Genomic DNA, 22,788 nt, shown 5'->3' with positions numbered 1-22,788 from the left:
CGACACCCTAGCCGTTGCCCTCGCTAGATCGATCTATCTAGTATGACGATCGATCTAGATAGGGAGTCGCCTCATGAGCGTGCTGACCGAACGCCGGGGACCCGTCCACGTCATCACCCTCGACCGCCCGTCCCGCCGCAACGCGGTCGACGGCCCGACCGCCCGGCGGCTGGCCGAGGCCGTCCGCGACTTCGAGGAGGGCGACGCGAAGGTCGCCGTGCTGACCGGAGCCGGCGGCGCGTTCTGCGCGGGCAACGACCTGAAGGCGATGGCCGCGGGCGACTTCCCCGCCCCGACCCCCGACGGCCCGCCCCCGATGGCGGTCACGCGCACCCGCCCGTCCAAGCCGGTGATCGCGGCGATCGAGGGCTACTGCTTCGGCGGCGGCTTCGAACTGGCCCTGTGGTGCGACCTGCGCGTGGCCTCGGAGACCGCCGAGTTCGGCCTGCTCAACTTCGAGCACGGCCTCCCGTCCCTGGATGGCGCGACCGTCCGCCTCCCCCGCCTGATAGGCCCGGCACGCGCCCTGGAGGCCGTCCTGACCGCCCGCCGGATCACCGCCAGGGAAGCCGCGGACTGGGGCTTGCTGACAACCCTCACCCCACCCGGCGAGGCCTTGCAGACAGCCCAGACCATGGCCGACCGGATAGCGTCCCTCCCCGCCCCCGCCCTCCAGGCAGCCCGAGCCTCACTACTGGCCCAGGAAACCCTCCCCGAGCCCAAGGCCCTGAGAAACGAAATGACCCTCGCCCTAGCGGCGCTGCCCAGTCCCACATAGACCGCAAGGCCCCCACCCGCCGAAGCGGACGAGGGCCCAGAGCAGAGCTATGCGCCGAACGAGATCACTCGTCGTCCCGTCCAAAGATCTCCGCGGCGGTCTGAACGGTGAGCGACCGCTCCAGCCACGCGTCCAGCCGCGCCGTGTCGGTGCACCCGAGGACCCGCTCCCGCTCCTCCTGACTCACCCCGATGCCCCGATTCTCTAGATTCCTGATCACGGCAAGGGCCAGCCCCTTGGCCTCCCCCTTGACTGCTGCGCGGGCCAGGAAGGAGTCGTAGTAGGGCGACTCGGTTTGCATCATGATCTCCAGGGTCTTGCGTGCCGCCTCGGGTAGGACTGCCTGCACGTACTCATAGTAACGATGGGCGTGTTCCTCGTCGGTCTCTGCCAGCTTGTTCGCGCCGTCGAAGGCGCTTCGCAGGACGTTGGCCTGGTGTTCGCCCGTGCCGTGGAATAAGGCGGACAGGACGCCCATGGCGGGGTCGGCGGCGATCTGGGAGCCGTCCTTCATGAGCGGGACGTGTTCAGGCCCCAGGACCAGCGGGGTGAGGGTGTGCCCGGGGTGGCCGGTGTCGATCCGGATTCCGCACCACTGGGCGACCGCGGGGTCCGGGGCGATCACGAGGAGGACGGTGGGGCAGCGCTGGCGGTTGCGGAGGGTCGCGAGGTAGAGCGGCCACGTCCAGCGCTTGTCCTCGGCTCTCTTGCGCTGGACCTCGACCACCACGCCCGTCCGGCCGCGTGTGGTTTCGAGGACGATCGCCGCGTCGGCGGTGTACTCCTTCGTCTTGAGGTCGGTGAAGGACTCTGAGACGTCCCTGGCCTGCCGGACTTCGGCGAGGGGGACGCCCATCTCGGTGAGCAGTTCCGCGGCGAGCATGGGGGACCAGCGGAACAGCTCTGCCGAGACGTCGTGCTCCTGTGTCGGCATGCGTTCGACACTATGAGCGATCGAATGATCACACTGGGTATTCGCCGAATTGTTCGACGATTGTGGCCCAGGTCACATTCCATATCCGGGCGTACTTGGCGAATTCGTGGGGGCGTCTTGCGTGCGGTCCGGGGCTGAACGCTAGTCTGGACACGTGTCCAGAACAACCGATCGCTTGCTTCTGCTGGACGGGCGGCTCGTCCCCGGGGCGGGCGGCGCCTTCGAGACGATCAATCCCGCGACCGAGGAGGTGCTCGGCACCGCCGCCGACGCCTCCGCCGACGACATGGACCGGGCGATCGCGGCGGCCCGCCGCGCGTTCGACGAGACCGGCTGGGCGACCGACCACGCCTTCCGCGCGCGGTGCCTGCGGCAGCTCCGGGAGGGCCTGCGACGGCGCGCCGACGAGCTGCGCGAACTCACGATCAAGGAGGTGGGCGCGCCGCGGTTCCTGACGTACGGGGCCCAGTTGGACGCGCCCGTCGACGACCTCGGATGGTTCGCCGACCTGGTCGAGGGCTACGCCTGGGAGCAGGACCTCGGGCGGGCGGAGCCGATGGGGATGCCCAGCCACCGGCGGGTCGTCCGGGAGGCGGCGGGCGTCGTCGGCGCGATCACCCCGTGGAACTTCCCGCACCAGATCAACCTCGCCAAACTGGGTCCGGCGCTGGCGGCGGGGAACACGGTGGTCCTGAAGCCGGCGCCCGACACGCCCTGGTGCGCGGCGGTGGTCGGCGAGGTCATCGCGAACGACACCGACATCCCGCCGGGCGTGGTCAACGTGGTCACCTCGTCGGATCACGCGCTGGGCGCCCAGCTCGCCCAGGACCCTCGCGTCGACCTGGTCTCCTTCACCGGGTCCACCGCGACGGGCCGGAACGTGATGACGAGCGCTGCCGCGACGCTCAAGCGGGTGTTCCTGGAGCTCGGCGGCAAGTCGGCGTTCATCGTGCTGGACGACGCCGACCTGCGGGCGGCGTGCTCGTACGCGGCGTTCGCCGGGGTCGCCCATGCCGGGCAGGGATGCGCGATCACGACCCGGATCCTCGTCCCGCGCGAGCGCCACGACGAGGCCGTCGAGATCACCGCCGGGGCGCTGGCGAAGCTCGGCGCCGGGGACCCGCAGGACGACCGGACGATCTGCGGCCCGGTCATCTCGGCGCGGCAGCGCGAGCGGATCGAGGGCTACCTGGAGCTGGCCGTCAAGGACGGTGGCGCGTTCGCGTGCGGCGGCGGCCGTCCGGAGGGCCGGGACAAGGGCTTCTGGATCGAGCCGACGCTGATCACAGGGCTGACCAACGACTCCCGCGCGGCGCGGGAGGAGATCTTCGGGCCGGTGCTGGTGATCCTGCCGCATGACGGCGACGACGACGCGGTGCGGATCGCGAACGACTCGCCGTACGGGCTGTCGGGCGCGGTGCACGGCGGCGACGCCGAGCGGGCGCGCGCGGTCGCGAAGAGGCTGCGCACCGGGACGGTCAGCGTGAACGGCGGCGTCTGGTACGGCGCGGACGTCCCGTTCGGCGGCTACAAGCAGTCGGGCATCGGCCGGGAGATGGGCGTGGCCGGGTTCGAGGAGTACCTGGAGACCAAGGCGATCGCGGAGGGCGTATGAGGTTCGAGGGGAAGGTCGCGGTCGTCACCGGGGCCGCGCAGGGAATCGGCGAGGCGTACGCGCGGGCGCTGGCCTCCGAGGGCGCCCAGGTGGTGGTCGCGGACGTCGATGAGCGCGGGCGGGACGTCGCGGACGAGATCAAGGGCCTGTTCGTGCGGACGGACGTGTCCGACCCCGCGTCCGTCGAGGCCATGGCGGAGAAGGCCGTGGAGCGGTTCGGCGGGATCGACCATCTCGTCAACAACGCCGCCATCTTCGGGACGATGAAGCTGGACTTCCTCTTCACCGTCGACTGGGACTACTACAAGAAGTTCATGTCGGTGAACATGGACGGCGCGCTGCTGTGCGCGCGCGCCTGCTACCCCCACATGCAGGCGCGGGGCGGCGGCTCCATCGTCAACCAGTCGTCTACGGCGGCGTGGCAGTATTCGGGCTTCTACGGGCTGGCGAAGGTCGGCGTCAACGGGCTCACGCAGCAGCTCGCGCACGAGCTGGGCGGCATGAACATCCGCGTGAACGCGATCGCGCCGGGCCCGATCGACACCGAGGCCAACCGGACGGTCGTGCCGGGCAACATGTCGCAGAAGATCGTCCGGGACAAGATGGCGCTCAAGCGGATGGGGTCGCCCGAGGACCTCGTGGGCGCGTGCCTGTTCCTGCTGTCGGACGACGCAGCGTGGATCACCGGCCAGATCATCAACGTGGACGGCGGCGAGGTGTTCCGCGCATGAGCGATGCGGGCGGGGAGGTGCACGTCCCCCCGGAGGGCGAGCGCATGGCGGTCGGCTTCGTCGGGCTCGGCCAGATGGGTGCGCCGATGGCGGCCCACCTGGCCGGCGACGGCCTGGTCGTGTACGACGCGCGGGCCGAGGCGGTGGCGCCGTTGGTGAAGGCGGGCGCGCGGGCGGCCAGGAGCGTCGCGGAGGTCGCCGCGCGCTGCGACCTGGTGTCGGTCATGGTCCGGGACGACGCCCAGGTGATGGAGGTCGGCGAGGAGGTGCTGGCGAGCGCCCGCCCGGGCACGGTCCTCGCGATCCACTCGACGATCCGCGCGCGGACCGCCGAGGACCTGGCCTCACGGGCGCGGCGGTACGGGATCGAGGTGGTGGACGCGCCGGTGAGCGGCGGGTTCATGGGGGCGAGCGCGGGCAGCCTCGCGGTGATGGTCGGCGGGACGCAGGAGGCGTTCGACCGCTGCCGCGAGCCGTTCGGCGCCTGGGCGGACCTCGTCCTGCACATGGGGCCGGTCGGCGCGGGCACCCGCACGAAGCTGGCCCGCAACATGCTGCACTTCATCTCGTTCACCGCCGCCGCCGAGGCGCAGCGGCTCGCGGAGGCGGCCGGGGTGTCGCTGCGCAAGCTCGGGCGGGTCGTCCGGCACACCGACGCGATCACCGGCGGCGCCGGTTCGATCATGCTGCGGCCGACGACCGCGCCGCTGGAGCCGGACGACGACCTGTACGACATCCTGCGGCACACGCGGGACCTCGGCGAGAAGGACCTCTCCCTCGCGCTGGAGCTGGCGGACGAACTGGGCGTCGACACCCCGCTCGCCCGGATCGCACTCGAACGCTTCGGCGCGGGGTTGGGGCTGGTGGGAGAGGCCAATGAGTGAGCGAAGCGAGTCGGGGGGTGTGGGGGGTCGTCCCCCCACAGACGACGCGAGTGAGCGAAGCGAGTCGGGGGGTGTGGGGGGTCGTCCCCCCACAGACGACGCGAGTGAGCGAAGCGAGTCGGGGGGTGTGGGGGATCGTCCCCCCACAGACGACGCGAGTGAACGAAGCGAGTCGGCGGGTGTGGGGGATCGTCCCCCCACAGACGACGCGAGTGAGCGCGGTGAACCGGTGGGGCGCCGTGAGCGTGGGTTGGAGATGATGCGGCAGGTCTATGGCTGGGAGGTCTCGGACGGGCCCGGTGACTTCTTCGGTATCACCGTCGAGCACCTCTTCGGGGAGATCTGGACGCGTCCCGGGTTGAGCATGCGCGACCGGCGGCTCCTCCTCATCGGGGTGCTCGCCGGTCAGGGGCTGAACGACGTCCTCGACATCCAGATCCCGGCGGCGCTGGGCAACGGGGAGCTGTCGCCGGACGAGCTGCGCGAGATCGGCGTCTTCCTGACCCACTACGTCGGCTGGCCGCTCGGCTCGAAGCTGTGCGTCCAGATCGACACGCTGATCGCCAGGCACGAGAAGCGCGCGCGGCGGGACGGTTAGCAGAGCCGCGGGGACGGGGCGGGCATCAGCATCGGCCCGGTCACCCGGAACCGTTCGACACCCTGGCGGGTGAGGCTGACGCGCAGGTCGATCCAGCCGGACCGGCCGGCCTCGGTGCAGTCCGGGGCGCCGCGCCGCGGGAAGTGCAGGTCGCCCACGGACAGCTTCGCGCCGCGCACGTGCACCGGCAGCAGGAGGCGCGACCCGGCGGCGAGCGGTGCGATGAGGCATCCGCCGACGTCGCGGCCGCGCGCGTCGCCGGGCACGGCCACCGGGTCGGACGGCGCGCAGCCGATGATCCCGGGGTGGCCGCCGGCGTCGCGGCCGCCTCCGGGGCGTCCGACGGCGAGCACGTCCACCACGATCACGTCACCGGGCTCCGCGCCGACGACGACGAGCGGACCGCAGAGCAGAGCGCCGCCGCCGGGCTCGCGGCCGGGGCACTCCATCCGGACGGAGCCGCCCGTGATGACCTCCGCGACGCCCGCGATGTCGGGGTGCCAGTGGGAGTGTCCGAGAACATCCCGCATCCCGGGGTCGTCGAGGTCGAACACGGCTGGTGAGGGCATCGGGCAGTGCTCCTTCCGGCAGGGATCAGGCGGTGGTCCGATCGTGGCGGGCCGCTGTTTCCGGACGGTTTCGGTGTGCTGACGCCCGCGTAAGACGGCCATCACCGGAAATCCCGCGGCACATGGGAACCGGGCGGCGGACGCGAGCGTCCAACGTCCATGCGCGGGCGCATCTTCTTCCCGGTCGCGACGACGCTCCTGCTGGCCACGACCGCCGGGTGCACCTCGCCAGGAGGGGGCCCCGACCGGATCCCCGAGAGGCCGCCGGTGCGGCTCGTCGCCTATGACGACTGTGAAGCGCTCCACGACGAGTTGCGCCGCGCCACCCTGGACAAGGTCGGCCCGTACGGGCTCAGCGCCGTGCCCCGCGACGGCGTCGCAGCGCTCGGCAAGGCTCCGATGGCCGGCGGGGCGCCCGGGGAGTCCAGGTCCTCCGCGCCCGCTCCCGAGCACTCCGCCACGAACTCGCACGAGCCGGGCGCGGACGAGCCCGACCAGGTGAAGACCGACGGGCGCAGGATCGTCGCGTTCGCGCAGGGAAGGCTCAGGGTCATCGACCCGGTGTCGCGCAAGGTGACGCACACGCTGAAGATCCCGGAGGGCACCCGGTACGACACCGGGGAGCTGCTGCTGAGCGGTGACCGTGTGCTCGTGCTGACACGGCAGACGAGGGCCTTCGCCCCCAGAGGGACGGTGCCGGGCGCCGCGGACCCGGGGCCCCTGCCGATGCAGATCAGCCGCCTGACCCTGGTCGATCTGTCCGGGAAGCCGAAGGTCGTCGGGACGATGACGGCCGGCGCCGACTACCTGGACGCCCGGCAGACCGGCTCAACGGTCCGGGTGGTGGTGAGGTCGGAGCCGCGCATCTACTTCCCGGGCGGCAACGGGCTGAAGAAGTCCACCGAGGCGAACCGGGAGGCGGTGCTGAAGTCCCCGCTCGACGCCTGGCTGCCGTCCTTCGAGATCGAGGGCGGCCGGACGTACCGGACCCCGTGCGACCAGGTCAGCCGCCCGGCCTCGGGCGCGGGTTCCTCGATGCTGACCGTGCTGACGTTCGATCTGGCGAAGGGCCTCGCCGACCCGCTGCCGGTCGCGGTGGCCGCCGACGGCTCGACCGTCTACGGCAACGGGAAGAGCCTCTACGTCACCGGCTCGCCCTCGGCGCTCTACGCGTCGCCGCGCAAGAAGGCTGTCGAGCCGCGCACGGACGTCCACAAGTTCGACGTCGGAGGTGCCGGACGCCCCCGGTATGCGGCCTCCGGGTCGGTGAAAGGCTCCCTGCTCAACCAGTACTCGATGTCGGAGCATGAAGGCTACCTCCGCCTCGCCACGACGTCCGGCACCTTCGAACCCGGCGACAGGGCGTCGCAGAGCTCGGTGTACGTCCTGGCCCAGCACGGCTCCCGCCTCGACCAGGTCGGGCGGCTCGACGGCCTCGGCAAGGGCGAGCGCATCCACTCCGTCCGGTTCATGGGCGCCACCGCCTACGTGGTGACGTTCCGGCAGACCGACCCCCTGTACGTCGTCGACCTCAAGGACCCCCGGCGCCCCCGCACCACCGGCGAACTCAAGATCAACGGATACTCGGCGTACCTGCATCCCACGGCGGACGGGAAGCTGCTCGGCGTGGGGCAGGACGCCGACCCCTCCGGCCGGACGAGCGGCCTCCAGGTCTCCCTCTTCGACGTCTCCGGCAAGCCCCGCCGGATCGGCGCCTACAGGCTCCCCGGGTCGAACTCGCAGACGGAGTTCGACCCGCACGCGTTCCTGTACTGGCCGAAGACCGGTCTCACGGTCATCCCGGTGGCGCTGCGGGACGGCGGCGCGCCCCGGGCCCTCGCCCTCAAGGTGACCGGTGCCGACATCACCGAGGCCGGGTCCGTCCGGCACCCGGGCGAGCTCCAGGGCGGCGTCAGCCGATCGCTCGTCATCGGCGGCACCCTCTGGACGTTCTCAGCCGACGGCGCGCACGCCGTCGACGCGTCCACCCTCAAGGGCGGCGACTGGCTCCCCTACGACTGACGCACCGCGCTCAAGGCGCCCCGACCGCCGAGCCGGACGACACGGCGCCGCCGACCGCACCGCAGAGCGGTCAGCGCAGGCCCGTCGAGCGCTGGAGCGCCGTCTGGATGAGCCGGTCGACCAGGGCGGGGTAGTCCAGCCCCGTCGCCGCCCACATCTGCGGGAACGCCGACGCGGGGGTGAAGCCCGGCATCGTGTTGATCTCGTTGAGGATCCACCGGCCGTCCGGGGTGTGGAAGAAGTCGACCCGGGCGAGGCCCTCGCAGTCGAGCGCGTCGAACGCCTGCACGGCGATGCGGCGGACCTCCTCGATCGCCGCGGGCGGCAGGTCCGGCGGGATCGCCATGGTGGTGGAGCCGTCGAGGTACTTGGTCTCGAAGTCGTAGAAGTCGTGGTCGCCCGCCATCAGCACCTCGGCGGGCAGGCTGGCCTCGGCGGGGCCGTCGTCCACGCCCTGCAGCACGCCGCACTCGATCTCGCGGCCCTCGACGGCGGCCTCAACGATGACCTTCGGGTCGTGCTCGCGGGCCGCCTCGACCGCGGCCTCCAGGTCGGACTCGTCGGTGACGCGGGTGATGCCCATGCTCGACCCGGCGCGGGCCGGCTTGACGAACACCGCCGTCCCCCCGGCGAGGCCGAGCTCCCTGATGATCTCGTCGAGCTTGCGCTTGCGCTCGCGCCGCCACTCCCGGTCGCCGACCAGCACGTACGGGCCGACGGGCAGGCCGCGCGCCTGCCAGACGAGCTTCATGAACCCCTTGTCCATGCCGACCGCGCTGGCCAGCACGCCGGCGCCGACGTAGCGGATGCCGGCGAGGTCGAGCAGTCCCTGGATCGTGCCGTCCTCGCCGTAGGGGCCGTGCAGGAGCGGCAGCACCACGTCGACGTCGCCGAGGGTCGCGGGCACCGCGCCCGGCTCGATCACCATCAGGCCGCGGCTGTCGGGGTCGAACGGCAGCGCGAGGACGCCGCCCTCCCCGGTCACCTCGGGCAGCCGGCCGCCCTCGATGGCGAGGCTCAGGTCCCCGGGCGGGAGCACCCAGCGCCCGTCGCGGGCGATGCCGATCGGCACCACGTCGTACCGGTCCCGGTCGATGGCGGCCATCACGGCGCCCGCGGTGACGCAGGAGATCGCGTGCTCGGAGCTGCGCCCGCCGAACACCACGGCCACGCGGATCCTAGAAACCTGGGACATGACGCCCGACCCTACCGGTGATCAGCACGGGTCGGCCACGAGCGAACCGGGTGCGGGGCGCGGTCACGCCGTCACACCCCGTACCGCTCGGGCTTCGGAGACCGCGATATCAGCGAGATCGCCGCCTCCTTGATCGGCATGCCGCGGTGCAGGACGGCGGTGACCGCCTCGGTGATCGGCATCTCCACGTTGTGCTTGCGCGCCAGCTCCAGCACCGCCTCGGCCGACTTCACGCCCTCCGCGGTCTGCTTGGTCACGGCGATGACCTCGTCCAGGGTCATGCCGCGGCCGAGGTTCTCGCCGAACGTCCGGTTCCGCGCGAGCGGCGAGACGCAGGAGGCGACGAGGTCGCCCATCCCGGCGAGCCCCGCGAACGTGTGCTCGTCGGCGCCGAGGGCGGCGCCCAGCCGGGCGATCTCGGCCAGCCCGCGGGTCATCAGCAGCGCCTGGGTGTTGGAGCCGAACCCGAGCCCCACCGACATCCCGACGCACAGGGCGACGACGTTCTTCACCGCGCCGCCCAGCTCGACGCCGATCACGTCGGTGGAGGTGTAGACGCGGAAGTAGGACGTCATGGTGGCGGCCTGGAGGCCCCGCGCGGCGTCCTCGTCCACGCACGCGGCGACGGCGGCGCTGGGCTCGCCGGTGGCGATCTCGCGCGCCACGTTCGGGCCGCTGAAGACCGCGACCCGCTCCTCGGGGACGTCGGCGACCTCGCGGATCACCTCCGACATGCGGCGGGTGGTGCCGAGCTCGACGCCCTTCATCAGGCTGACCAGGACCGCCTCGCGCGGCAGCAGCGGCACCCAGCCGCCGAGGTTCTGCCGGAGCGTCTGCGCCGGGACGGCGAGCGCCACGAAGTCGGCGCCGCGGAGGGCCTCCGCCGGGTCCAGGGTCGCGCGGATCGCCTCCGGGAGCGGGATGCCCGGCAGGTAGTCGGTGTTCTCGTGGCGTTCGTTGATGCCCTCGACGACCTCCGGGCGGCGCCCCCACAGGGTGACCTCGCCCCCGGCGTCGTGCAGCATCATCGCGAACGTCGTGCCCCAGGATCCGGAGCCCATCACCGCGGTACGGAAGGTCACGAGTCGGCCGCCTTCGGCTCGGCGGCGCGCTGCCCGGCGGCCTCCGGCCCGGCAGGCCTCGCCTGCTCGGGAACCGCGCCCTTGGCCGCGCCCGCGGCCCCGCCGGCTCTGCCCGCCTCCGCGGGCCCGGCGGCTCTGCCCGCCTCGGCGGCTTCGGCTGCGCGGCGGCGCTCCTCCAGCACCTTGTGGTGGTCGTACGGCTCGGCGGGCGGCTCCTGGCCGCGCAGCTCGCCGAGCAGGGCGGTGATCGCGGCCATGATGTCGTCGGTGGCGGCGCGCAGGGTGTCGCGGTCGAGCGGGAGCCCCTCGTACTTCGACAGGTCCACGGGCGGCCCGGCGACCACCTGCATCGTCTTGCGGGGCAGCGGGTGGAAGCCCTTCTTCAGGCTGCCCCGGAGGCCCGTTTGCTCGCCCTTCTTGTAGGGCATCAGCTCGTGCGCGCCCCAGCTCGCGACCGGGACGACCTTGGCGCCGGTCGTCAGCGCCATCCGCGCGGCGCCGGTCTGCCCCGTCATCGGCCACAGCTCGGGGTCGCGGGTGCAGCTGCCCTCCGGGTAGAACATCAGGCACTCGCCGTCCCGCAGGGCCTGCGCGGCGTCCCTGAGGGCGAGGGCGGCGTCGGCGCTGTCGCGGTAGACCGGGATCTGGCCGGTGCCGCGCAGCACCGCCCCGATGAACCTGACGTCGAACAGCGTGGACTTGGCCAGGTAGACGGGGTAGCGGCCCGACTCGTAGACGAAGTGGGCGAGCGCGAGGGGGTCGGACTCGGAGATGTGGTTGGCGGCGATGATGACGCCGCCCTTGCGCGGGACGTTGCCCCGGCCGCGCCAGTCGCGCTTGAGCAGCCCGAACAGCAGCGGCCGCAGGATGACGATCGTGAGCATGCGCCACCCCGGGGAGTAGCGGTGGCCCGGGCGTCCCTCCTGCGAGGGGGCGCCCCCCTGCTTCGCTGCGCTCATCTCGCCCCTCCCTCGATCCGTCCCCCAGGTGAACCTGGGGTGTCCTCAAGTGTCGCGGTTGCGGGCGCATAGTGTCGAGTTGCCATGTCTACACCTGCACCCCCCGCGGAAGCGTCCGGAACGCCCCTGCTCCTGTGGTCGCTCGTCGTCCCCGTGAAGGTCCTCGCCAAGGCCAAGACCCGGATGTCGGCCGCGGCCGGGCCGCACCGCGAGGCCCTCGCGCTCGCCGTCGCGGCCGACACGGTCGCCGCCGTGCTGCGCTGCGACCGGGTCCGCGACGTGATCGTAGTCACCGACGATCCCCTTCCGGCGGCGGAGCTCGCCGCCCTCGGCGCCCGGATCGTTCCGGACGTGCCGGACGCCGGTCTGAACCCGGCCCTGGTCTACGGGGCCGGCCGGGGCCGCGAGCTGGCCGCCGCCGCGGGCGTCGGAGCGATTTCAGCCGACTTGCCCGCTTTGCGGCCACTTGAACTCGCTCGCGTCCTGGACGCCGCCGGCGCCGCGCCCGAGGCGTTCGTACCGGACGCCGCCGGAGTCGGCACGACGCTCTACACGGCCCGCCCGGGCGTCCCGTTCTCCCCCGCGTTCGGCGGCGACTCGCGGGCCGCCCACCGCGCCCGCGGCGCCCGGGAGATCCTCCTCCCGGGTACCGACAGCGTACGCCGCGACGTCGACACCCCGGACGACCTCCGCGCGGCGCTCGCCCTCGGCGCCGGTCCGCGCACCACGGCCGTCGCGTCCCGGCTGCCCTCGTTGGCCTAGAGTCTGGGGCATGCAGGGGACGGTGAAGGCGTTCGACGCGGAGACCCGCTCGGGGAGCGTGCTCCTCGACGACGGGACGGAACTGCCCTTCGACGCCGAGGCGTTCGCGGCGGGCGGCCTGCGGCTGCTGCGCTTCGGCCAGCGGGTGAACCTCGCGCTGGCCGGCGACCGGATCTCGGTGGTGACGCTGTCGACCTTCCCCCTGCCCGCCCCGCCCGCCTGAGCGTCGGCCCCCTCGCGCCGATCGGCGGGTCCGGAAACGCATCAGCGCCCGGGGCCGTGCGGACCCGGGCGCTGAGACGGTGAAGCACTTACTTCTTGCCGGCCACCAGGTTCTTGAAGTCGGCGCCCGCCTTGAACTTCGGCACGGACGTCGCGGGAACCTCGATGGTCTTGCCCGTTGCGGGGTTGCGGGCCGTGCGGGCAGGCCGGTCGGCCTTCTCGAACGAACCGAACCCGGTGATCGCGACCTTGTCGCCCTTGGCGACGGCGGTCTGGATCGCCTCCAGGATGGCGTCGACGGCCTCGGCTGCGGCCTTCTTGCTGCCCAGCCGGTCAGAGATGGCGTCGACCAGCTCACGCTTGTTCATGGGTTACTCCTCTAGTTCCCCCCTTGCCCGAACGAAACTAAGGGACCTCCACCATGGACACAATCACCTGCACGCAAACGATGGCGTGTCGCTGGCGTTTTTGTCGGTCTCGCCCCCGTCTCGCCCGGTGACCGGACCGGATCCGGCCACTGCGCACGCTAACCGACGTCGGGGCCGTCTTGGAAATCGGCGAGGAACGCGTCCAGCCTGCGAGCGGCCAGTTCGGCGTCCCGTTTCGCCAGATCGGTGATCGCCAGCAGGTGCCGGATGAGCCGCTGCCGGTCCTGCGGCGGGAGCGGGGCCACGGCCCGATGAGCGTCACGCAACTGGCATGCGAGCTGCGTCAACGTCGGATCGTCCCACTGTGGCCCGGTCCACGGGGCCGTGCTCATCTGGAGTCCCCAAACGGTCGGCGGTCTTCGGACACTGGGAGAATTCTCCCTCGTGCCCGCACCGACCGGCTCGTCCGGGGTGCATTCGGCGCGTTCGGGGCAGGATCGGGGCAGGTTGCGACGCGTCCGCGGCGCCGGACGGCCGGCGCCGCGGACGGGCGTGTCGCGGATCCGCTCCGCGCTACAGCGTGGTGGGGAGCAGCGGGTTGCGGGCGTTCTCGAAGTCGCCGATGGCGTCGGCGTGGCGCAGCGTGAGGCCGATGTCGTCCAGGCCCTCCATGAGGCGCCAGCGGGTGTAGTCGTCGATCTCGAAGGACGCGGTGTCCGCGCCCCAGCGGACCTCGCGCTCGCGCAGGTCGACGGTGAGATCCAGGGCGGGGTCCTTCTCGACCGCGTCCTGCAGCGCCTCGACCTGCTCGCCGGTCAGGACGACCGGCAGCAGCCCCATCTTCGTGGAGTTGTTGCGGAAGATGTCGCCGAAGCGCGGCGCGATCACGACGCGGAAGCCGTACTGCTGCAGCGCCCAGACGGCGTGCTCGCGGGACGAGCCGGTGCCGAAGTCGGGCCCGGCCACCAGGATGCCCGCGCCCTCGTACCGCGGCTGGTTGAGGACGAACTCCGGGTCCTCGCGCCACGCCGAGAACAGGCCCTTGTCGAAGCCGGTGCGGCTGACCTGCTTGAGCCACACGGCCGGGATGATCTGGTCGGTGTCGACGTTGCTGCGGCGCAGCGGCACCGCGCGCCCGGTGTAGGTGGTGAACGCTTCCATCGTGCTTCCTTAGAGGTCAGTGTCATTCTGGGGGGACGACCCCCCAGGCCCCCCGGCGGCTTCGCCGAGGTCGCTGGGGGCGGCCAGGTGCCCGGTGACGGCGGTCGCGGCGGCGACGGCGGGCGACACCAGGTGCGTGCGTCCGCCCGGTCCCTGCCGGCCCTCGAAGTTGCGGTTGGACGTGGAGGCGCTGCGCTCGCCCGGCGTGAGCTTGTCGGGGTTCATCGCCAGGCACATCGAGCAGCCCGCCTCGCGCCACTCAGCGCCGGAGGCCGAGATGACCGCGTCCAGGCCCTCCTTCTCGGCCTGCTTCTTGACCTCCATGGAGCCGGGGACGACCAGCATCCGGACGCCGTCGGCGACCCTGCGGCCCTCCAGCACGGCCGCGACGGCGCGCAGGTCCTCGATGCGGCCGTTGGTGCAGGAGCCGACGAAGACGGTGTCGACCGCGATGTCGCGCAGCGGCGTCCCGGCGGTCAGGCCCATGTACTCCAGCGCGCGCTCGGCGGACTGGCGCTGGACGGGGTCGTCGAAGGACGCGGGGTCGGGCACGGACTCGCCGAGCGGCAGGCCCTGGCCCGGGTTCGTCCCCCAGGTGACGAACGGCGTCAGCTCGGCCGCGTCGATCACGACCTCCCGGTCGAAGACCGCGTCGTCGTCGGTGCGCAGGGACGTCCAGTACTCGACGGCGCGGTCCCAGTCCTCGCCCTGCGGGGCGTGCGGGCGGCCCTTGAGGTAGGCGAAGGTGGTCTCGTCCGGGGCGATCATCCCGGCGCGGGCGCCGGCCTCGATGGACATGTTGCAGACCGTCATGCGGCCCTCCATCGACAGCGACCGGACGGCCTCGCCGCGGTACTCGACGATGTGGCCCTGGCCGCCGCCGGTGCCGATCCGGGCGATGATCGCGAGGATCAGGTCCTTGGCGGTCACGCCCTCGGGCAGCGCGCCCTCGACCGTGACGGCCATCGTCTTCGGCCGGATCTGCGGCAGCGTCTGCGTGGCGAGGACGTGCTCGACCTCGCTGGTGCCGATCCCGAACGCGAGGGCGCCGAACGCGCCGTGCGTGGAGGTGTGCGAGTCGCCGCACACGACGGTCATGCCGGGCTGGGTCAGGCCGAGCTGCGGGCCGATGACGTGCACGATGCCCTGGCCGTCGTCGCCCATCGGGTGCAGCCGGATGCCGAAGTCGGAGCAGTTCTTGCGCAGCGTCTCGACCTGGGTGCGCGACACCGGGTCGGCGATCGGCTTGAGCAGGTCGGTGGTCGGGACGTTGTGGTCCTCGGTGGCGATCGTCAGGTCGGGGCGGCGGACCTGGCGGCCCGCCATCCGCAGCCCGTCGAACGCCTGCGGGCTCGTGACCTCGTGGACGAGGTGCAGGTCGATGTAGAGGAGGTCGGGTTCGCCCTCGGCGCGCCGTACGACGTGCGCGTCGTACACCTTCTCGGCCAGTGTTCGGCCCATCACTCCACCTCACCTGTGCTGGTCGTCGGCGCGTCGGCGCGCCGTGGTCCCGGTCACCTCGACTTGCATCTCAAATTACGAGACGGCAATATCAAGACATGGACAACTCTAGCGGAGTCGGCGTACTTGACAAAGCGGTGCTCGTACTGAACGCGCTGGAGGCCGGCCCGGCCTCGCTCGCGCAGCTCGTCCAGACGACGGGGCTGGCCCGCCCCACCGCCCACCGGCTGGCCGTCGCGCTGGAGCACCACCGCCTCGTCCACCGCGACACGCAGGGGCGCTTCATCCTCGGCCCGCGGCTGGCCGAGCTCGCGGTCGCGGCGGGCGAGGACCGCCTGCTGGCGATCGCACAGCCCATCCTTGCGCAACTCCGCGACCACACCGGCGAGAGCGCGTCGCTGTTCCGCCGCCAGGGGGACGTCCGGGTCTGCGTGGCCGCCGCCGAGCGCACCAGCGGCCTGCGCGACACCATCCCGGTCGGCGCGGCGCTGCCGATGACGGCGGGGTCGGCCGCGCAGATCCTGCTCGCCTGGGAGGAGCCCGACCGGCTGCACCGCGGGCTGCGCGGCGCCAAGTTCGAGGCCACGACGCTGGCGTCCGTCCGGCGCAGGGGCTGGGCGCAGAGCGTCGGCGAGCGCGAGCAGGGCGTCGGGTCGGTCTCGGCCCCGATCCGCGGCGCCGGCGGACGGGTGATCGCCGCCGTCTCGGTGTCCGGTCCCCTGGAGCGGCTCACCCGCTCCCCCGGACGGCTGCACGCCGCGCCGGTCGCCGCCGCCGCCGAGAAGATCTCCGAGGGCATGCGCCGCACGGCGTCCTGATCGCCCGTCCTGATCCGGCCGTGTCGCGAATCACCACAAGCCGGACGGACATCGGCGTGTGCCCGTCTCCGCCCGTCCGACCTCGCTAGCGTTGGCCTCCGGTAAAGGGGGTGCAACGTGCAGATCTCCGAGCTCAGCGACCGGAGCGGACTCACGGTCCAGACGATCAAGTTCTACATCCGGGAGGGCCTGCTGCCGAAGGGCTCGATGGTGAGCGCGACGCGGTCGGAGTACGACGTGCGGCACCTGGAGCGGCTCCGGCTGATCAGCGCGCTGCGCGAGGTGGGCGACCTGCCGATCTCGGCGATCCAGGAGATCATCAGCGCCGTCGACGACGACCGGGTCGGCATGCACGAGCTGTTCGCCACCACGCAGCACGCGGTCGGCCCGCACGTCGCCGCCCCGCACGACCCGCACTGGCGGGCCGCCCGCGAGGACGTCGACGCCCTCGTCCGCGAGCTCGGCTGGCACGTCGGCGACCGCGCCCCCGCCCGCGACCTGCTGGCGCACGCGTTCGTGGCGCTGCGCCGGCTCGGCTTCCCGATCACCCTGAAGGACCTGCGCCCCTACGTGAAGGCCGCCGCCGAGGTCGCCGAGCACGAGATCGGGCGGGTCGGCGAGGGCGCCCCGCGGGCCCGGACCGTCCATTCCCTGCTCGTCTCCACCATCCTCTACGAGCAGGTCCTCACGGCCCTGCACAGGCTGGCCCAGGAGGACGCCTCGGCACGCCGGTTCGGCACGCCGTCCCATCCGTGACCGCCCCTCCCACCAGGCATTTCCGGGATAGACAGTCGGAATTACCATTCATGTCCCGGCTGAAGCCCCGAAATTAGGGAATTCACGTCCTCGCCTAACATGAAAGGCGATGACCGCGACACGATCTCCGAAGTCCTCCGGCAGGTGGACCGACCGCCTGCTCGCCGAGGGCAGCGACCCCGATCCGCGCTTCACCATGGCCAACGAGCGCACGTTCCTGGCCTGGATCCGCACGGCGCTGGCGCTGGTCGCGGGCGGGATCGCCCTCGCGCTGGCCCGCGAGCTGATCGACTCGCCGCTCCGGCAGGGCCTCGCGGTCGCCTTCGCCGGGAGCGGCGCCCTGGTCGCGGTGCTCGCGTTCCGCCGGTGGCTGCGCATCGAGCGCGCCCTGCGCCGCGCCGAGACGCTGCCGCCGCCCGCGCTGGCCCCTGTCATCTCCTACGGGCTGGCGGTCTGCGCGGTCGTCCTGCTGGTCGTCGTCCTGGTGACGCGGTGAGGCTCCAGGACCCGGGCGCGCAGCCGGAGCGGACGGCGCTGGCGTGGTCGCGCACCACGCTGTCGCTGATCGGCGCTGGGCTGCTGTGCGTGCGGCTCGCCCCGTCGGCGACGGGCACGGTGCTCGCGGCGGCGGTCGTGTGCGGCGGGGCCGCGCTGATGTTCCGCCGCACCCGGATGAGCTTCCACCACCGGCGCCTCCCGTCCCGGACGGGCGCCGCCGACCCGGCCTCGATCCTGATGACGACGGGTCTGGCGGTGCTGCTGGCGGCGGTCGCCGCCGCCTTCGCGTTCTGAGGCATGCGTTCCCGGCATGGCTGAGGTGCGAAGTCTTCGCTGGTGACATGGCCGTCCGGCGCCTAGCGTCGATCGCGCCATGACACGAATCGCCTTTCTCGGACTGGGACGCATGGGCGTCCCGATGGCCCGCCGGCTCGCCGCCGCCGGGCACGACCTGACCGTCTGGAACCGCACGCCCGCCCGGGCCGCGCCGCTCGCGGGGTCCGGCGCCGCCGTCCGCGGCACGCCCGCCGAGGCGGTCCGCGACCGCGAGCTGGTCGTCACGATGCTCACCGACGCGGCCGCCGTCGAGGACGTGCTGTTCGGCCCGGACGGCGCCGCCCCCGCCCTGCCGCCCGGCGCCGTGATCGCCGACATGTCGACGATCGGGCCGGACGCCGTCCACCGCGTCCGGAGCCGGCTGCCCGAGGGGATCGGGTACGTCGACGCGCCCGTCTCCGGGAGCGTCCCGCACGCGGAGGCGGGCGAGCTGGTGATCCTCGCCGGCGCCGCACAGGACGATCTCGCCCGCTGCGCCAGCGCGCTGGCGGCCCTCGGACAGGTCCGGCACGTCGGCCCGCCCGGCTCGGGCGCGGCGCTCAAGCTGGTGGTGAACGGCGCGCTCGTCGGGAGCTTCGCCGTCCTCGGCGAGGCGCTGGCCGTGGCCGACCGGCTCGGCGTCGACTCCGGTCTCGCCCTCGACGCGCTGGCGCGCATCAGCCCCCAGGCCCGCCGTCTCAAGGAGCACACCGGCGGCGAGCCGCCGCGCTTCACGCTCGCGCTGGCTGCCAAGGACATCGGCCTGGCCCTGGACGGCTCCCCGCCCGCGGGCGTCCTCTCCGCCGTCAGGGCGCGGACGGACGCAGCGCTCGCCGCCGGGCTGGGCGGCCACGACCTCGTCGCACTCACCGACCACATCAGAAGGACCCCAACGATGCGCCTCACGCTCGGCAACCCCGAAACCGTTCCGGCTCCGCCGAACCCCGCCTACTCCCACACCGCGTACGTGACCCAGGGTCCGATGCTGTACGTGTCGGGGCAGATCGCCCTGGGCGAGGACGGCCAGGTGGACAAGCCCGGCGACATGACCCGCCAGTCGGAGGTGGTCCTCTCGCTGCTGGAGCGGATCCTCGCCGCGCACGGGGCGGGCTTCGGCGACGTGGTCAACATCCGGACGTTCATCACCGACATGGACCGGCTGCGGGAGTACGGCGCCGTCCGCAGGCGGTACTTCACCGGCCCGCCGCCGACCAGCACGACCGTCGAGGTGTCCCGCCTGTTCCACCCCGACGCCCTGCTGGAGGTGGAGATCGTCGCAGCGGTGCCCTAGAGCCGCGGCTCCCCGGCCCCCTCGCCGGGGCGCAGGTCCCCGGCCACTTCGCGCAGGTCCGCAAGGAACGCGGTGACGGCCGGGGACCTGCGCGCGTGGCGTCCGACCGCGGCGTAGACGGCGCGGCGCGGCTGGTCGGACGCCACGCCGCGCAGCACGACACCGTCCCGCGCCAGGGCGGACGCCGCCAGCGCCGGGACGAGCGTGACGCCGAAGCCCTCGGCGACCAGCCCCAGCTTGGAGATCCACTCAGCGACCCGCAGCGGCGTCCGCGGCACGAACCCGGCGGCCTCGCACCGGGCGCGCAGCGCCGCGATCGCCTCCGGGTCGTCGGCGACGATCCACGGCTCGTCCGCCAGCTCGGCGAACGGGACGCGCTCGCGCCCGGCGAGCCGGTGGCCGCTCGGCAGCGCGACGAGCAGCGCGTCGTCCAGCAGCGCCACCAGGCCGTCGGCGGCGATCGAGGGGACCTTGTGCGTGCTGACCAGCGCGATGTCGAGGTCGCCCGCCTCCAGCATCGGCAGCAGGCGGTCGGTCGTGCCCTCCCGGAGCAGCGGCTGGACGCCCGGGTGCCGGGCCCGGAACCGGGCGAGCGCGCGGGGGACCAGCGCGGCGTTGGCGGTGGCGAACGCGCCGAGCCTCAGGGTCCCGGTGTCGAGCCGGCGCAGCCCGTCGAGCGCGCGGGCGGTGTCGGCGAGCCGCTCGAGGAGTGCGCGCGCGTGCGGGAGAAGGTACTCCCCGGCGGGCGTCGGCCGCACGCCCCGGGCGCCCCGCGCGAACAGCTCCACCCCGCAGACGTCCTCCAGGGTCGCGATCTGCCGCGAGACGGCGGACTGGGTATAGCCTTCCGCGGCCGCGGCGGCGGTGAAGGAGCCCAGGTCGGCGACGGCCACGAAGGTCCGCAGCAGGACGGGGTCGAGGGCTTCGGCACGCACTCCCCGGAGCATACGGCCACCGTCACCACGAGCACCGCACCTGGAGCACGGCACCACCCGCCCCGGCACGACGGACACCGTACGACGGGCACCGCAGGCACAACGAGCGCCGCAGGCGCTGGAGCCACCGCAATGGAGCAGGTGGATAGCATCGCGGCATGGTCGAGAGGCGTCCGTTCGTCAGTCTGGCGACCGATTTCGGTGCCGCCTACACCGCGATCTGCGCGGGGGTCGTCTACTCGATCGCCCCGGCGGCGAACGTGCTCGTGCTCAGCGACGAGATCACCCCGTACGGCGTCCGCGAGGGCGCGATGCTGCTGCGCCAGGCGCTGCCGTACCTGCCGGTCGGCGTGCACGTCGGCATCGTCGACCCGGGGGTCGGCACACCCCGGCTGCCCGTCGCGATCGAGACCGGGCGGGGGGACGTGCTGGTCGGGCCCGACAACGGCCTGCTCGTCCCGGCCGCGGCGAAGCTGGGCGGCGCCGTCCGGACGCACGCGCTGGAGAACCCCGCCTACCGGCTGCCCGAGGTGTCGACCTCGTTCCACGGCCGCGACGTCTTCTCCCCCGCCGCCGCCCACATCGCCTCCGGGGTCGCCGTCGCCGACCTCGGCGCGCCGGTGGACCCGCAGCCGCTGGACGTCCCGCCGCCCTCGGTGAGCGGCGGGGAGTTGACGGCCCCCGTGCTCTACACCGACCGCTTCGGCAGCCTCGTCCTCGGCGCCGAGCGCACGGACCTGGCGGCGGCGTTCGGCGAGCTCGCTCCGGGCGCCCCGCTGGAGGTCACGTGGTCCGGGGCCGCCTCCGGCACGCTGCGCGTGACGTTCGAGGAGACCTTCGGCGGCGTCGCGCCCGGCACCCCGCTGCTGTGGATCGACTCGTCCGGCTGGCTGGGGCTCGCGGTGAACCAGGGTTCCGCGCGGGAGACCTTCGGCCTGGCGGACGTGCGGTCCCTCACCCTCCGCACCGCCGCCGGCCGGGTTGCGGGAGACTGATCGGCGTGGAAGATCTCGACGTCGTCGCGTGGATCCAGGTCTCGGACGGCCGGATGCTCGCCGTCCGCTCCCGGGGCCGCGACCTGCTGTACCTGCCCGGCGGGAAGCGGGAGCCGGGAGAGGACGACTGGTCGGCCCTGTCCCGTGAGGTCCGCGAGGAGCTGGACCTCGAACTGGACCGGACGTCCTTCCGGGAGCTGGGCGTCATCCGGGCGCCGGCCCACGACCAGCCCGACTTCGCCCACGTCCGCATGGCGTGCTTCACCGCCGCCTACCGGGGCGCGATGGCCGCGGCGGGCGAGGTGGACGAGTACGTCTACGTGGGGCGCGGCGAGCGGCACCTGCTCGCGCCGGCCGCGCAGGCGGCCCTCGACCTCGCCGAGGAGCACGGCCTGCTCGCCTGATCGACCTTCGGATCCCGCGTCCCGCGACTTTGGTCGCCGCGGCATGGTCCGGTGGCCGCTGCCCTGGCGGCCCGTCCCCGGAAGGCTCGGGGGCGGGCGGCTCGACCAGCGAGGGGCAGACATGTCAGACAAGACCGGGCCACGGAAGACCGGGTCACAGATGATCACGGCGCGGATCAGCCGCAGGGCCGTGCTCGCCGGGACGGCCGCGGCGGCCGTGTCCGGGGCGGCCGTCGTCGCCTGGGACGCGATGACCGGCACCGCGGACGCGGCGCCCGCGCGCGGACGGCGGCTGCCGCAGCACGGCGTCAACTACGACACCGAACGCGAGGTGTGGAAGCCCGCGTACGTGCGGCGCGAGATCCGGGCGATCCGCCGCGACCTGCACTGCAACGCCATCATCCTGCTCGGCTCCGACCTGCGGCGCCTCATGCTCGCGGCGCGCTGCGCGGCGCGGGAGGGCATGTTCGTGTGGTTCGAGGCCCGCCAGTTCGACCGGGACGCGCGGACGACGCTGAAGTTCCTCACCGCCGTCGCGAAGGCGGCCGAGGGGCTCCGCCGCACCCACCCCGGCGTCGGCATCTCGGTGGGCTGCGAGCTGACGATCTTCATGGCCGGGCTGGTGCCCGGCAAGGACTGGCGGGAGCGGGCCGCCAACCTCGGGACCCCGGCGGGCGAGGGTTGCAACGAGCGGTTGAACGCGTTCCTCGCACGGGCGCTCAAGACGGTCCGGCCGCTGTTCGGAGGCCGCCTCACCTACACCTCCGGCGTCTGGGAGGAGGTCGCCTGGCGCGGCTTCGACGTCGTGGGCGTCGACCTGTACCGGGACGAGACGAACGAGGCGACCTACGCCCAGGAGGTCCGGGCCCTGCACCGGTTCGGCAAGCCCGTCGTCATCACCGAGTTCGGGTGCTGCACCTACCGGGGCGCGGACAAGCGCGGCGGCGACGGGTTCGACATCGTCGACTGGTCGCAGGACCCGCCCGCCATCCCGCCGGGGTTCGTCCGGGACGAGCGGACGCAGGCCCGCTACATCTCCGAGCTGCTGGACGTCTACGAGGCCGAGGGCGTGTACGGCGCGTTCGTCTACGACTTCATCGAGCCCGACGGCCCCTACTCCCCCGACCCCGCCAGGGACCTCGACATGGCCGGGTTCTCCCTGGTCAAGGTGCTCGCTCCCGAGACGGGCCTCGGCTACGAGAAGACCGGCCACTTCGAGCCGAAGCTCGCGTTCCGCACCCTCGCCCGCCGCTACGCCCCCTAGATCGTTGATGGGGGTTGTTGGGTGTGGCGGTCAGTGGTCGTAGGCGGTCAGTGATCGCTTGATCGGGGCGCCGATGAGCCAGTTGTGCCAGATGGCGGCGTTGAGTGCGCAGATGCGCTGGCACAGGCGTGTCCAGAGGCCCTCGGTGGTGCGTGCGGCGTGGCGTTCCAG

General features: G+C 72.9%; 26 protein-coding genes and 1 pseudogene. 16 read left to right on the top strand and 11 right to left on the bottom strand.

The window, feature by feature from the left end; all coding sequences use genetic code 11:
• The first annotated feature begins 73 nt into the window (after positions 1-73).
• A complete protein-coding gene (locus ABWI07_RS26650; protein WP_353820149.1) occupies positions 74-778 on the top strand; it encodes an enoyl-CoA hydratase-related protein in 705 nt (234 codons plus the stop codon).
• A 64-nt stretch (positions 779-842) separates the two neighbouring features.
• On the opposite strand, the gene ABWI07_RS26645 is transcribed toward ABWI07_RS26650, so the two are convergent.
• Positions 843-1,712: a hypothetical protein gene (locus ABWI07_RS26645; protein ID WP_353820148.1), complete on the bottom strand. Its 870-nt coding sequence runs from the start codon at positions 1,710-1,712 to the stop codon at positions 843-845.
• 154 nt (positions 1,713-1,866) lie between these two features.
• Here ABWI07_RS26645 and ABWI07_RS26640 point away from each other — a divergent pair, with 154 nt between their 5' ends.
• From ABWI07_RS26640 to ABWI07_RS26625, 4 genes are all read left to right on the top strand, one after another.
• Entirely contained in the window at positions 1,867-3,327 is a 1,461-nt protein-coding gene (locus ABWI07_RS26640; RefSeq protein WP_353820147.1) for an aldehyde dehydrogenase, read from the top strand.
• Complete coding sequence (locus tag ABWI07_RS26635) at positions 3,324-4,058, top strand: SDR family oxidoreductase (protein WP_353820146.1); 735 nt, start codon at positions 3,324-3,326, stop codon at positions 4,056-4,058. Before ABWI07_RS26640 ends, ABWI07_RS26635 begins: the two co-directional genes overlap by 4 nt.
• Positions 4,055-4,942: an NAD(P)-dependent oxidoreductase gene (locus ABWI07_RS26630; RefSeq protein ID WP_353820144.1), complete on the top strand. Its 888-nt coding sequence runs from the start codon at positions 4,055-4,057 to the stop codon at positions 4,940-4,942. The genes ABWI07_RS26635 and ABWI07_RS26630 overlap by 4 nt, the downstream gene beginning before the upstream one ends.
• 256 nt (positions 4,943-5,198) lie before the next feature.
• Positions 5,199-5,540: a carboxymuconolactone decarboxylase family protein gene (locus ABWI07_RS26625; protein WP_149257838.1), complete on the top strand. Its 342-nt coding sequence runs from the start codon at positions 5,199-5,201 to the stop codon at positions 5,538-5,540.
• Here the strand turns inward: ABWI07_RS26625 and ABWI07_RS26620 are convergent.
• Positions 5,537-6,109: an acetamidase/formamidase family protein gene (locus ABWI07_RS26620; RefSeq protein ID WP_353820143.1), complete on the bottom strand. Its 573-nt coding sequence runs from the start codon at positions 6,107-6,109 to the stop codon at positions 5,537-5,539. The genes ABWI07_RS26625 and ABWI07_RS26620 overlap by 4 nt on opposite strands.
• Before the next feature lie 159 nt (positions 6,110-6,268).
• Between ABWI07_RS26620 and ABWI07_RS26615 the strand changes: the two genes are divergently transcribed.
• Positions 6,269-8,131: a beta-propeller domain-containing protein gene (locus tag ABWI07_RS26615; protein ID WP_353820142.1), complete on the top strand. Its 1,863-nt coding sequence runs from the start codon at positions 6,269-6,271 to the stop codon at positions 8,129-8,131.
• A gap of 70 nt (positions 8,132-8,201) precedes the next feature.
• On the opposite strand, the gene ABWI07_RS26610 is transcribed toward ABWI07_RS26615, so the two are convergent.
• From ABWI07_RS26610 to ABWI07_RS26600, 3 genes are all read right to left on the bottom strand, one after another.
• Positions 8,202-9,326, bottom strand: a complete 1,125-nt coding sequence (locus ABWI07_RS26610) for a D-alanine--D-alanine ligase family protein (RefSeq protein ID WP_353820141.1) — start codon at positions 9,324-9,326, stop codon at positions 8,202-8,204.
• A gap of 71 nt (positions 9,327-9,397) precedes the next feature.
• Positions 9,398-10,387 (bottom strand): NAD(P)H-dependent glycerol-3-phosphate dehydrogenase, encoded by a 990-nt coding sequence (locus ABWI07_RS26605; RefSeq protein ID WP_149258085.1) that lies wholly within the window; start codon positions 10,385-10,387, stop codon positions 9,398-9,400.
• Between the two features lie 17 nt (positions 10,388-10,404).
• A complete protein-coding gene (locus ABWI07_RS26600; protein WP_353820140.1) occupies positions 10,405-11,367 on the bottom strand; it encodes a lysophospholipid acyltransferase family protein in 963 nt (320 codons plus the stop codon).
• 84 nt (positions 11,368-11,451) lie between these two features.
• Between ABWI07_RS26600 and cofC the strand changes: the two genes are divergently transcribed.
• Positions 11,452-12,129 carry a 2-phospho-L-lactate guanylyltransferase gene (cofC, locus tag ABWI07_RS26595; protein ID WP_353820139.1) on the top strand — a complete coding sequence of 226 codons (678 nt, stop codon included), beginning with the start codon at positions 11,452-11,454 and terminating at the stop codon, positions 12,127-12,129.
• A 10-nt stretch (positions 12,130-12,139) separates the two neighbouring features.
• Positions 12,140-12,352, top strand: coding sequence for a cold-shock protein (locus tag ABWI07_RS26590; RefSeq protein WP_149257844.1), 213 nt, complete (start codon positions 12,140-12,142; stop codon positions 12,350-12,352).
• A gap of 88 nt (positions 12,353-12,440) precedes the next feature.
• Here ABWI07_RS26590 and ABWI07_RS26585 read toward each other — a convergent pair whose 3' ends face one another.
• From ABWI07_RS26585 to leuC, 4 genes are all read right to left on the bottom strand, one after another.
• The gene (locus ABWI07_RS26585; RefSeq protein ID WP_026403810.1) at positions 12,441-12,719 is read right to left on the bottom strand and encodes an HU family DNA-binding protein; all 279 of its coding nucleotides are present in this window, start codon (positions 12,717-12,719) and stop codon (positions 12,441-12,443) included.
• A 158-nt stretch (positions 12,720-12,877) separates the two neighbouring features.
• Complete coding sequence (locus ABWI07_RS26580; protein ID WP_149257845.1) at positions 12,878-13,111, bottom strand: SCO5555 family protein; 234 nt, start codon at positions 13,109-13,111, stop codon at positions 12,878-12,880.
• Between the two features lie 181 nt (positions 13,112-13,292).
• The gene (gene leuD / locus ABWI07_RS26575; protein WP_353820138.1) at positions 13,293-13,880 is read right to left on the bottom strand and encodes a 3-isopropylmalate dehydratase small subunit; all 588 of its coding nucleotides are present in this window, start codon (positions 13,878-13,880) and stop codon (positions 13,293-13,295) included.
• Positions 13,881-13,889: 9 nt separating this feature from the next.
• Complete coding sequence (leuC, locus tag ABWI07_RS26570; protein ID WP_149257847.1) at positions 13,890-15,341, bottom strand: 3-isopropylmalate dehydratase large subunit; 1,452 nt, start codon at positions 15,339-15,341, stop codon at positions 13,890-13,892.
• 98 nt (positions 15,342-15,439) lie between these two features.
• On the opposite strand from leuC, the gene ABWI07_RS26565 reads away from it, so the two are divergent.
• The 5 genes from ABWI07_RS26565 to ABWI07_RS26545 all read left to right on the top strand — a co-directional run bounded on the left by ABWI07_RS26565 (position 15,440) and on the right by ABWI07_RS26545 (position 19,019).
• Complete coding sequence (locus ABWI07_RS26565; protein ID WP_141577631.1) at positions 15,440-16,159, top strand: IclR family transcriptional regulator; 720 nt, start codon at positions 15,440-15,442, stop codon at positions 16,157-16,159.
• Positions 16,160-16,276: 117 nt separating this feature from the next.
• Positions 16,277-16,915 carry a MerR family transcriptional regulator gene (locus ABWI07_RS26560; protein ID WP_353820137.1) on the top strand — a complete coding sequence of 213 codons (639 nt, stop codon included), beginning with the start codon at positions 16,277-16,279 and terminating at the stop codon, positions 16,913-16,915.
• 109 nt (positions 16,916-17,024) lie between these two features.
• Entirely contained in the window at positions 17,025-17,411 is a 387-nt protein-coding gene (locus ABWI07_RS26555; RefSeq protein WP_149257849.1) for a YidH family protein, read from the top strand.
• The gene (locus ABWI07_RS26550) at positions 17,408-17,707 is read left to right on the top strand and encodes a DUF202 domain-containing protein (RefSeq protein ID WP_149257850.1); all 300 of its coding nucleotides are present in this window, start codon (positions 17,408-17,410) and stop codon (positions 17,705-17,707) included. The genes ABWI07_RS26555 and ABWI07_RS26550 overlap by 4 nt, the downstream gene beginning before the upstream one ends.
• Positions 17,708-17,786: 79 nt before the next feature.
• Positions 17,787-19,019 carry an NAD(P)-binding domain-containing protein gene (locus ABWI07_RS26545; protein ID WP_353820136.1) on the top strand — a complete coding sequence of 411 codons (1,233 nt, stop codon included), beginning with the start codon at positions 17,787-17,789 and terminating at the stop codon, positions 19,017-19,019.
• Here the strand turns inward: ABWI07_RS26545 and ABWI07_RS26540 are convergent.
• Positions 19,016-19,954 carry a LysR family transcriptional regulator gene (locus ABWI07_RS26540; RefSeq protein ID WP_353820135.1) on the bottom strand — a complete coding sequence of 313 codons (939 nt, stop codon included), beginning with the start codon at positions 19,952-19,954 and terminating at the stop codon, positions 19,016-19,018. The two genes, ABWI07_RS26545 and ABWI07_RS26540, sit on opposite strands and share 4 nt — an antisense overlap.
• A 158-nt stretch (positions 19,955-20,112) precedes the next feature.
• Here ABWI07_RS26540 and ABWI07_RS26535 point away from each other — a divergent pair, with 158 nt between their 5' ends.
• From ABWI07_RS26535 to ABWI07_RS26525, 3 genes are all read left to right on the top strand, one after another.
• Complete coding sequence (locus ABWI07_RS26535) at positions 20,113-20,949, top strand: SAM hydrolase/SAM-dependent halogenase family protein (protein WP_149257853.1); 837 nt, start codon at positions 20,113-20,115, stop codon at positions 20,947-20,949.
• Positions 20,950-20,954: 5 nt separating this feature from the next.
• Positions 20,955-21,353, top strand: a complete 399-nt coding sequence (locus ABWI07_RS26530) for an NUDIX hydrolase (RefSeq protein ID WP_149257854.1) — start codon at positions 20,955-20,957, stop codon at positions 21,351-21,353.
• Positions 21,354-21,474: 121 nt separating this feature from the next.
• Entirely contained in the window at positions 21,475-22,617 is a 1,143-nt protein-coding gene (locus ABWI07_RS26525; RefSeq protein ID WP_200841701.1) for a glycoside hydrolase family 113 protein, read from the top strand.
• Between the two features lie 30 nt (positions 22,618-22,647).
• Here the strand turns inward: ABWI07_RS26525 and ABWI07_RS44510 are convergent.
• A pseudogene (locus ABWI07_RS44510) lies at positions 22,648-22,788 on the bottom strand (IS982 family transposase); the annotation flags it as partial.

Origin of the sequence: Actinomadura sp. NPDC000600, from assembly GCF_040492135.1 — a bacterium.
In the GTDB taxonomy this organism is placed as follows: domain Bacteria; phylum Actinomycetota; class Actinomycetes; order Streptosporangiales; family Streptosporangiaceae; genus Spirillospora.
Note: the sequence above shows the minus strand (reverse complement) of the source record. Positions and strands in the feature narration are given on the sequence as shown.

Bases quoted from the DNA above. Each gene is read 5' to 3' on its own strand.
- ABWI07_RS26650 (WP_353820149.1), top strand. From the start codon at position 74: ATGAGCGTGCTGACCGAACGCCGGGGACCCGTCCACGTCATCACCCTC.
- ABWI07_RS26645 (WP_353820148.1), bottom strand. From the start codon at position 1,712: ATGCCGACACAGGAGCACGACGTCTCGGCAGAGCTGTTCCGCTGGTCC.
- ABWI07_RS26635 (WP_353820146.1), top strand. From the start codon at position 3,324: ATGAGGTTCGAGGGGAAGGTCGCGGTCGTCACCGGGGCCGCGCAGGGA.
- ABWI07_RS26630 (WP_353820144.1), top strand. From the start codon at position 4,055: ATGAGCGATGCGGGCGGGGAGGTGCACGTCCCCCCGGAGGGCGAGCGC.
- ABWI07_RS26625 (WP_149257838.1), top strand. From the start codon at position 5,199: ATGATGCGGCAGGTCTATGGCTGGGAGGTCTCGGACGGGCCCGGTGAC.
- ABWI07_RS26620 (WP_353820143.1), bottom strand. From the start codon at position 6,109: ATGCCCTCACCAGCCGTGTTCGACCTCGACGACCCCGGGATGCGGGAT.
- ABWI07_RS26615 (WP_353820142.1), top strand. From the start codon at position 6,269: ATGCGCGGGCGCATCTTCTTCCCGGTCGCGACGACGCTCCTGCTGGCC.
- ABWI07_RS26610 (WP_353820141.1), bottom strand. From the start codon at position 9,326: ATGTCCCAGGTTTCTAGGATCCGCGTGGCCGTGGTGTTCGGCGGGCGC.
- ABWI07_RS26605 (WP_149258085.1), bottom strand. From the start codon at position 10,387: ATGGGCTCCGGATCCTGGGGCACGACGTTCGCGATGATGCTGCACGAC.
- ABWI07_RS26600 (WP_353820140.1), bottom strand. From the start codon at position 11,367: ATGAGCGCAGCGAAGCAGGGGGGCGCCCCCTCGCAGGAGGGACGCCCG.
- cofC (WP_353820139.1), top strand. From the start codon at position 11,452: ATGTCTACACCTGCACCCCCCGCGGAAGCGTCCGGAACGCCCCTGCTC.
- ABWI07_RS26590 (WP_149257844.1), top strand. From the start codon at position 12,140: ATGCAGGGGACGGTGAAGGCGTTCGACGCGGAGACCCGCTCGGGGAGC.
- ABWI07_RS26585 (WP_026403810.1), bottom strand. From the start codon at position 12,719: ATGAACAAGCGTGAGCTGGTCGACGCCATCTCTGACCGGCTGGGCAGC.
- ABWI07_RS26580 (WP_149257845.1), bottom strand. From the start codon at position 13,111: ATGAGCACGGCCCCGTGGACCGGGCCACAGTGGGACGATCCGACGTTG.
- leuD (WP_353820138.1), bottom strand. From the start codon at position 13,880: ATGGAAGCGTTCACCACCTACACCGGGCGCGCGGTGCCGCTGCGCCGC.
- leuC (WP_149257847.1), bottom strand. From the start codon at position 15,341: ATGGGCCGAACACTGGCCGAGAAGGTGTACGACGCGCACGTCGTACGG.
- ABWI07_RS26565 (WP_141577631.1), top strand. From the start codon at position 15,440: ATGGACAACTCTAGCGGAGTCGGCGTACTTGACAAAGCGGTGCTCGTA.
- ABWI07_RS26555 (WP_149257849.1), top strand. From the start codon at position 17,025: ATGACCGCGACACGATCTCCGAAGTCCTCCGGCAGGTGGACCGACCGC.
- ABWI07_RS26545 (WP_353820136.1), top strand. From the start codon at position 17,787: ATGACACGAATCGCCTTTCTCGGACTGGGACGCATGGGCGTCCCGATG.
- ABWI07_RS26535 (WP_149257853.1), top strand. From the start codon at position 20,113: ATGGTCGAGAGGCGTCCGTTCGTCAGTCTGGCGACCGATTTCGGTGCC.
- ABWI07_RS26525 (WP_200841701.1), top strand. From the start codon at position 21,475: ATGTCAGACAAGACCGGGCCACGGAAGACCGGGTCACAGATGATCACG.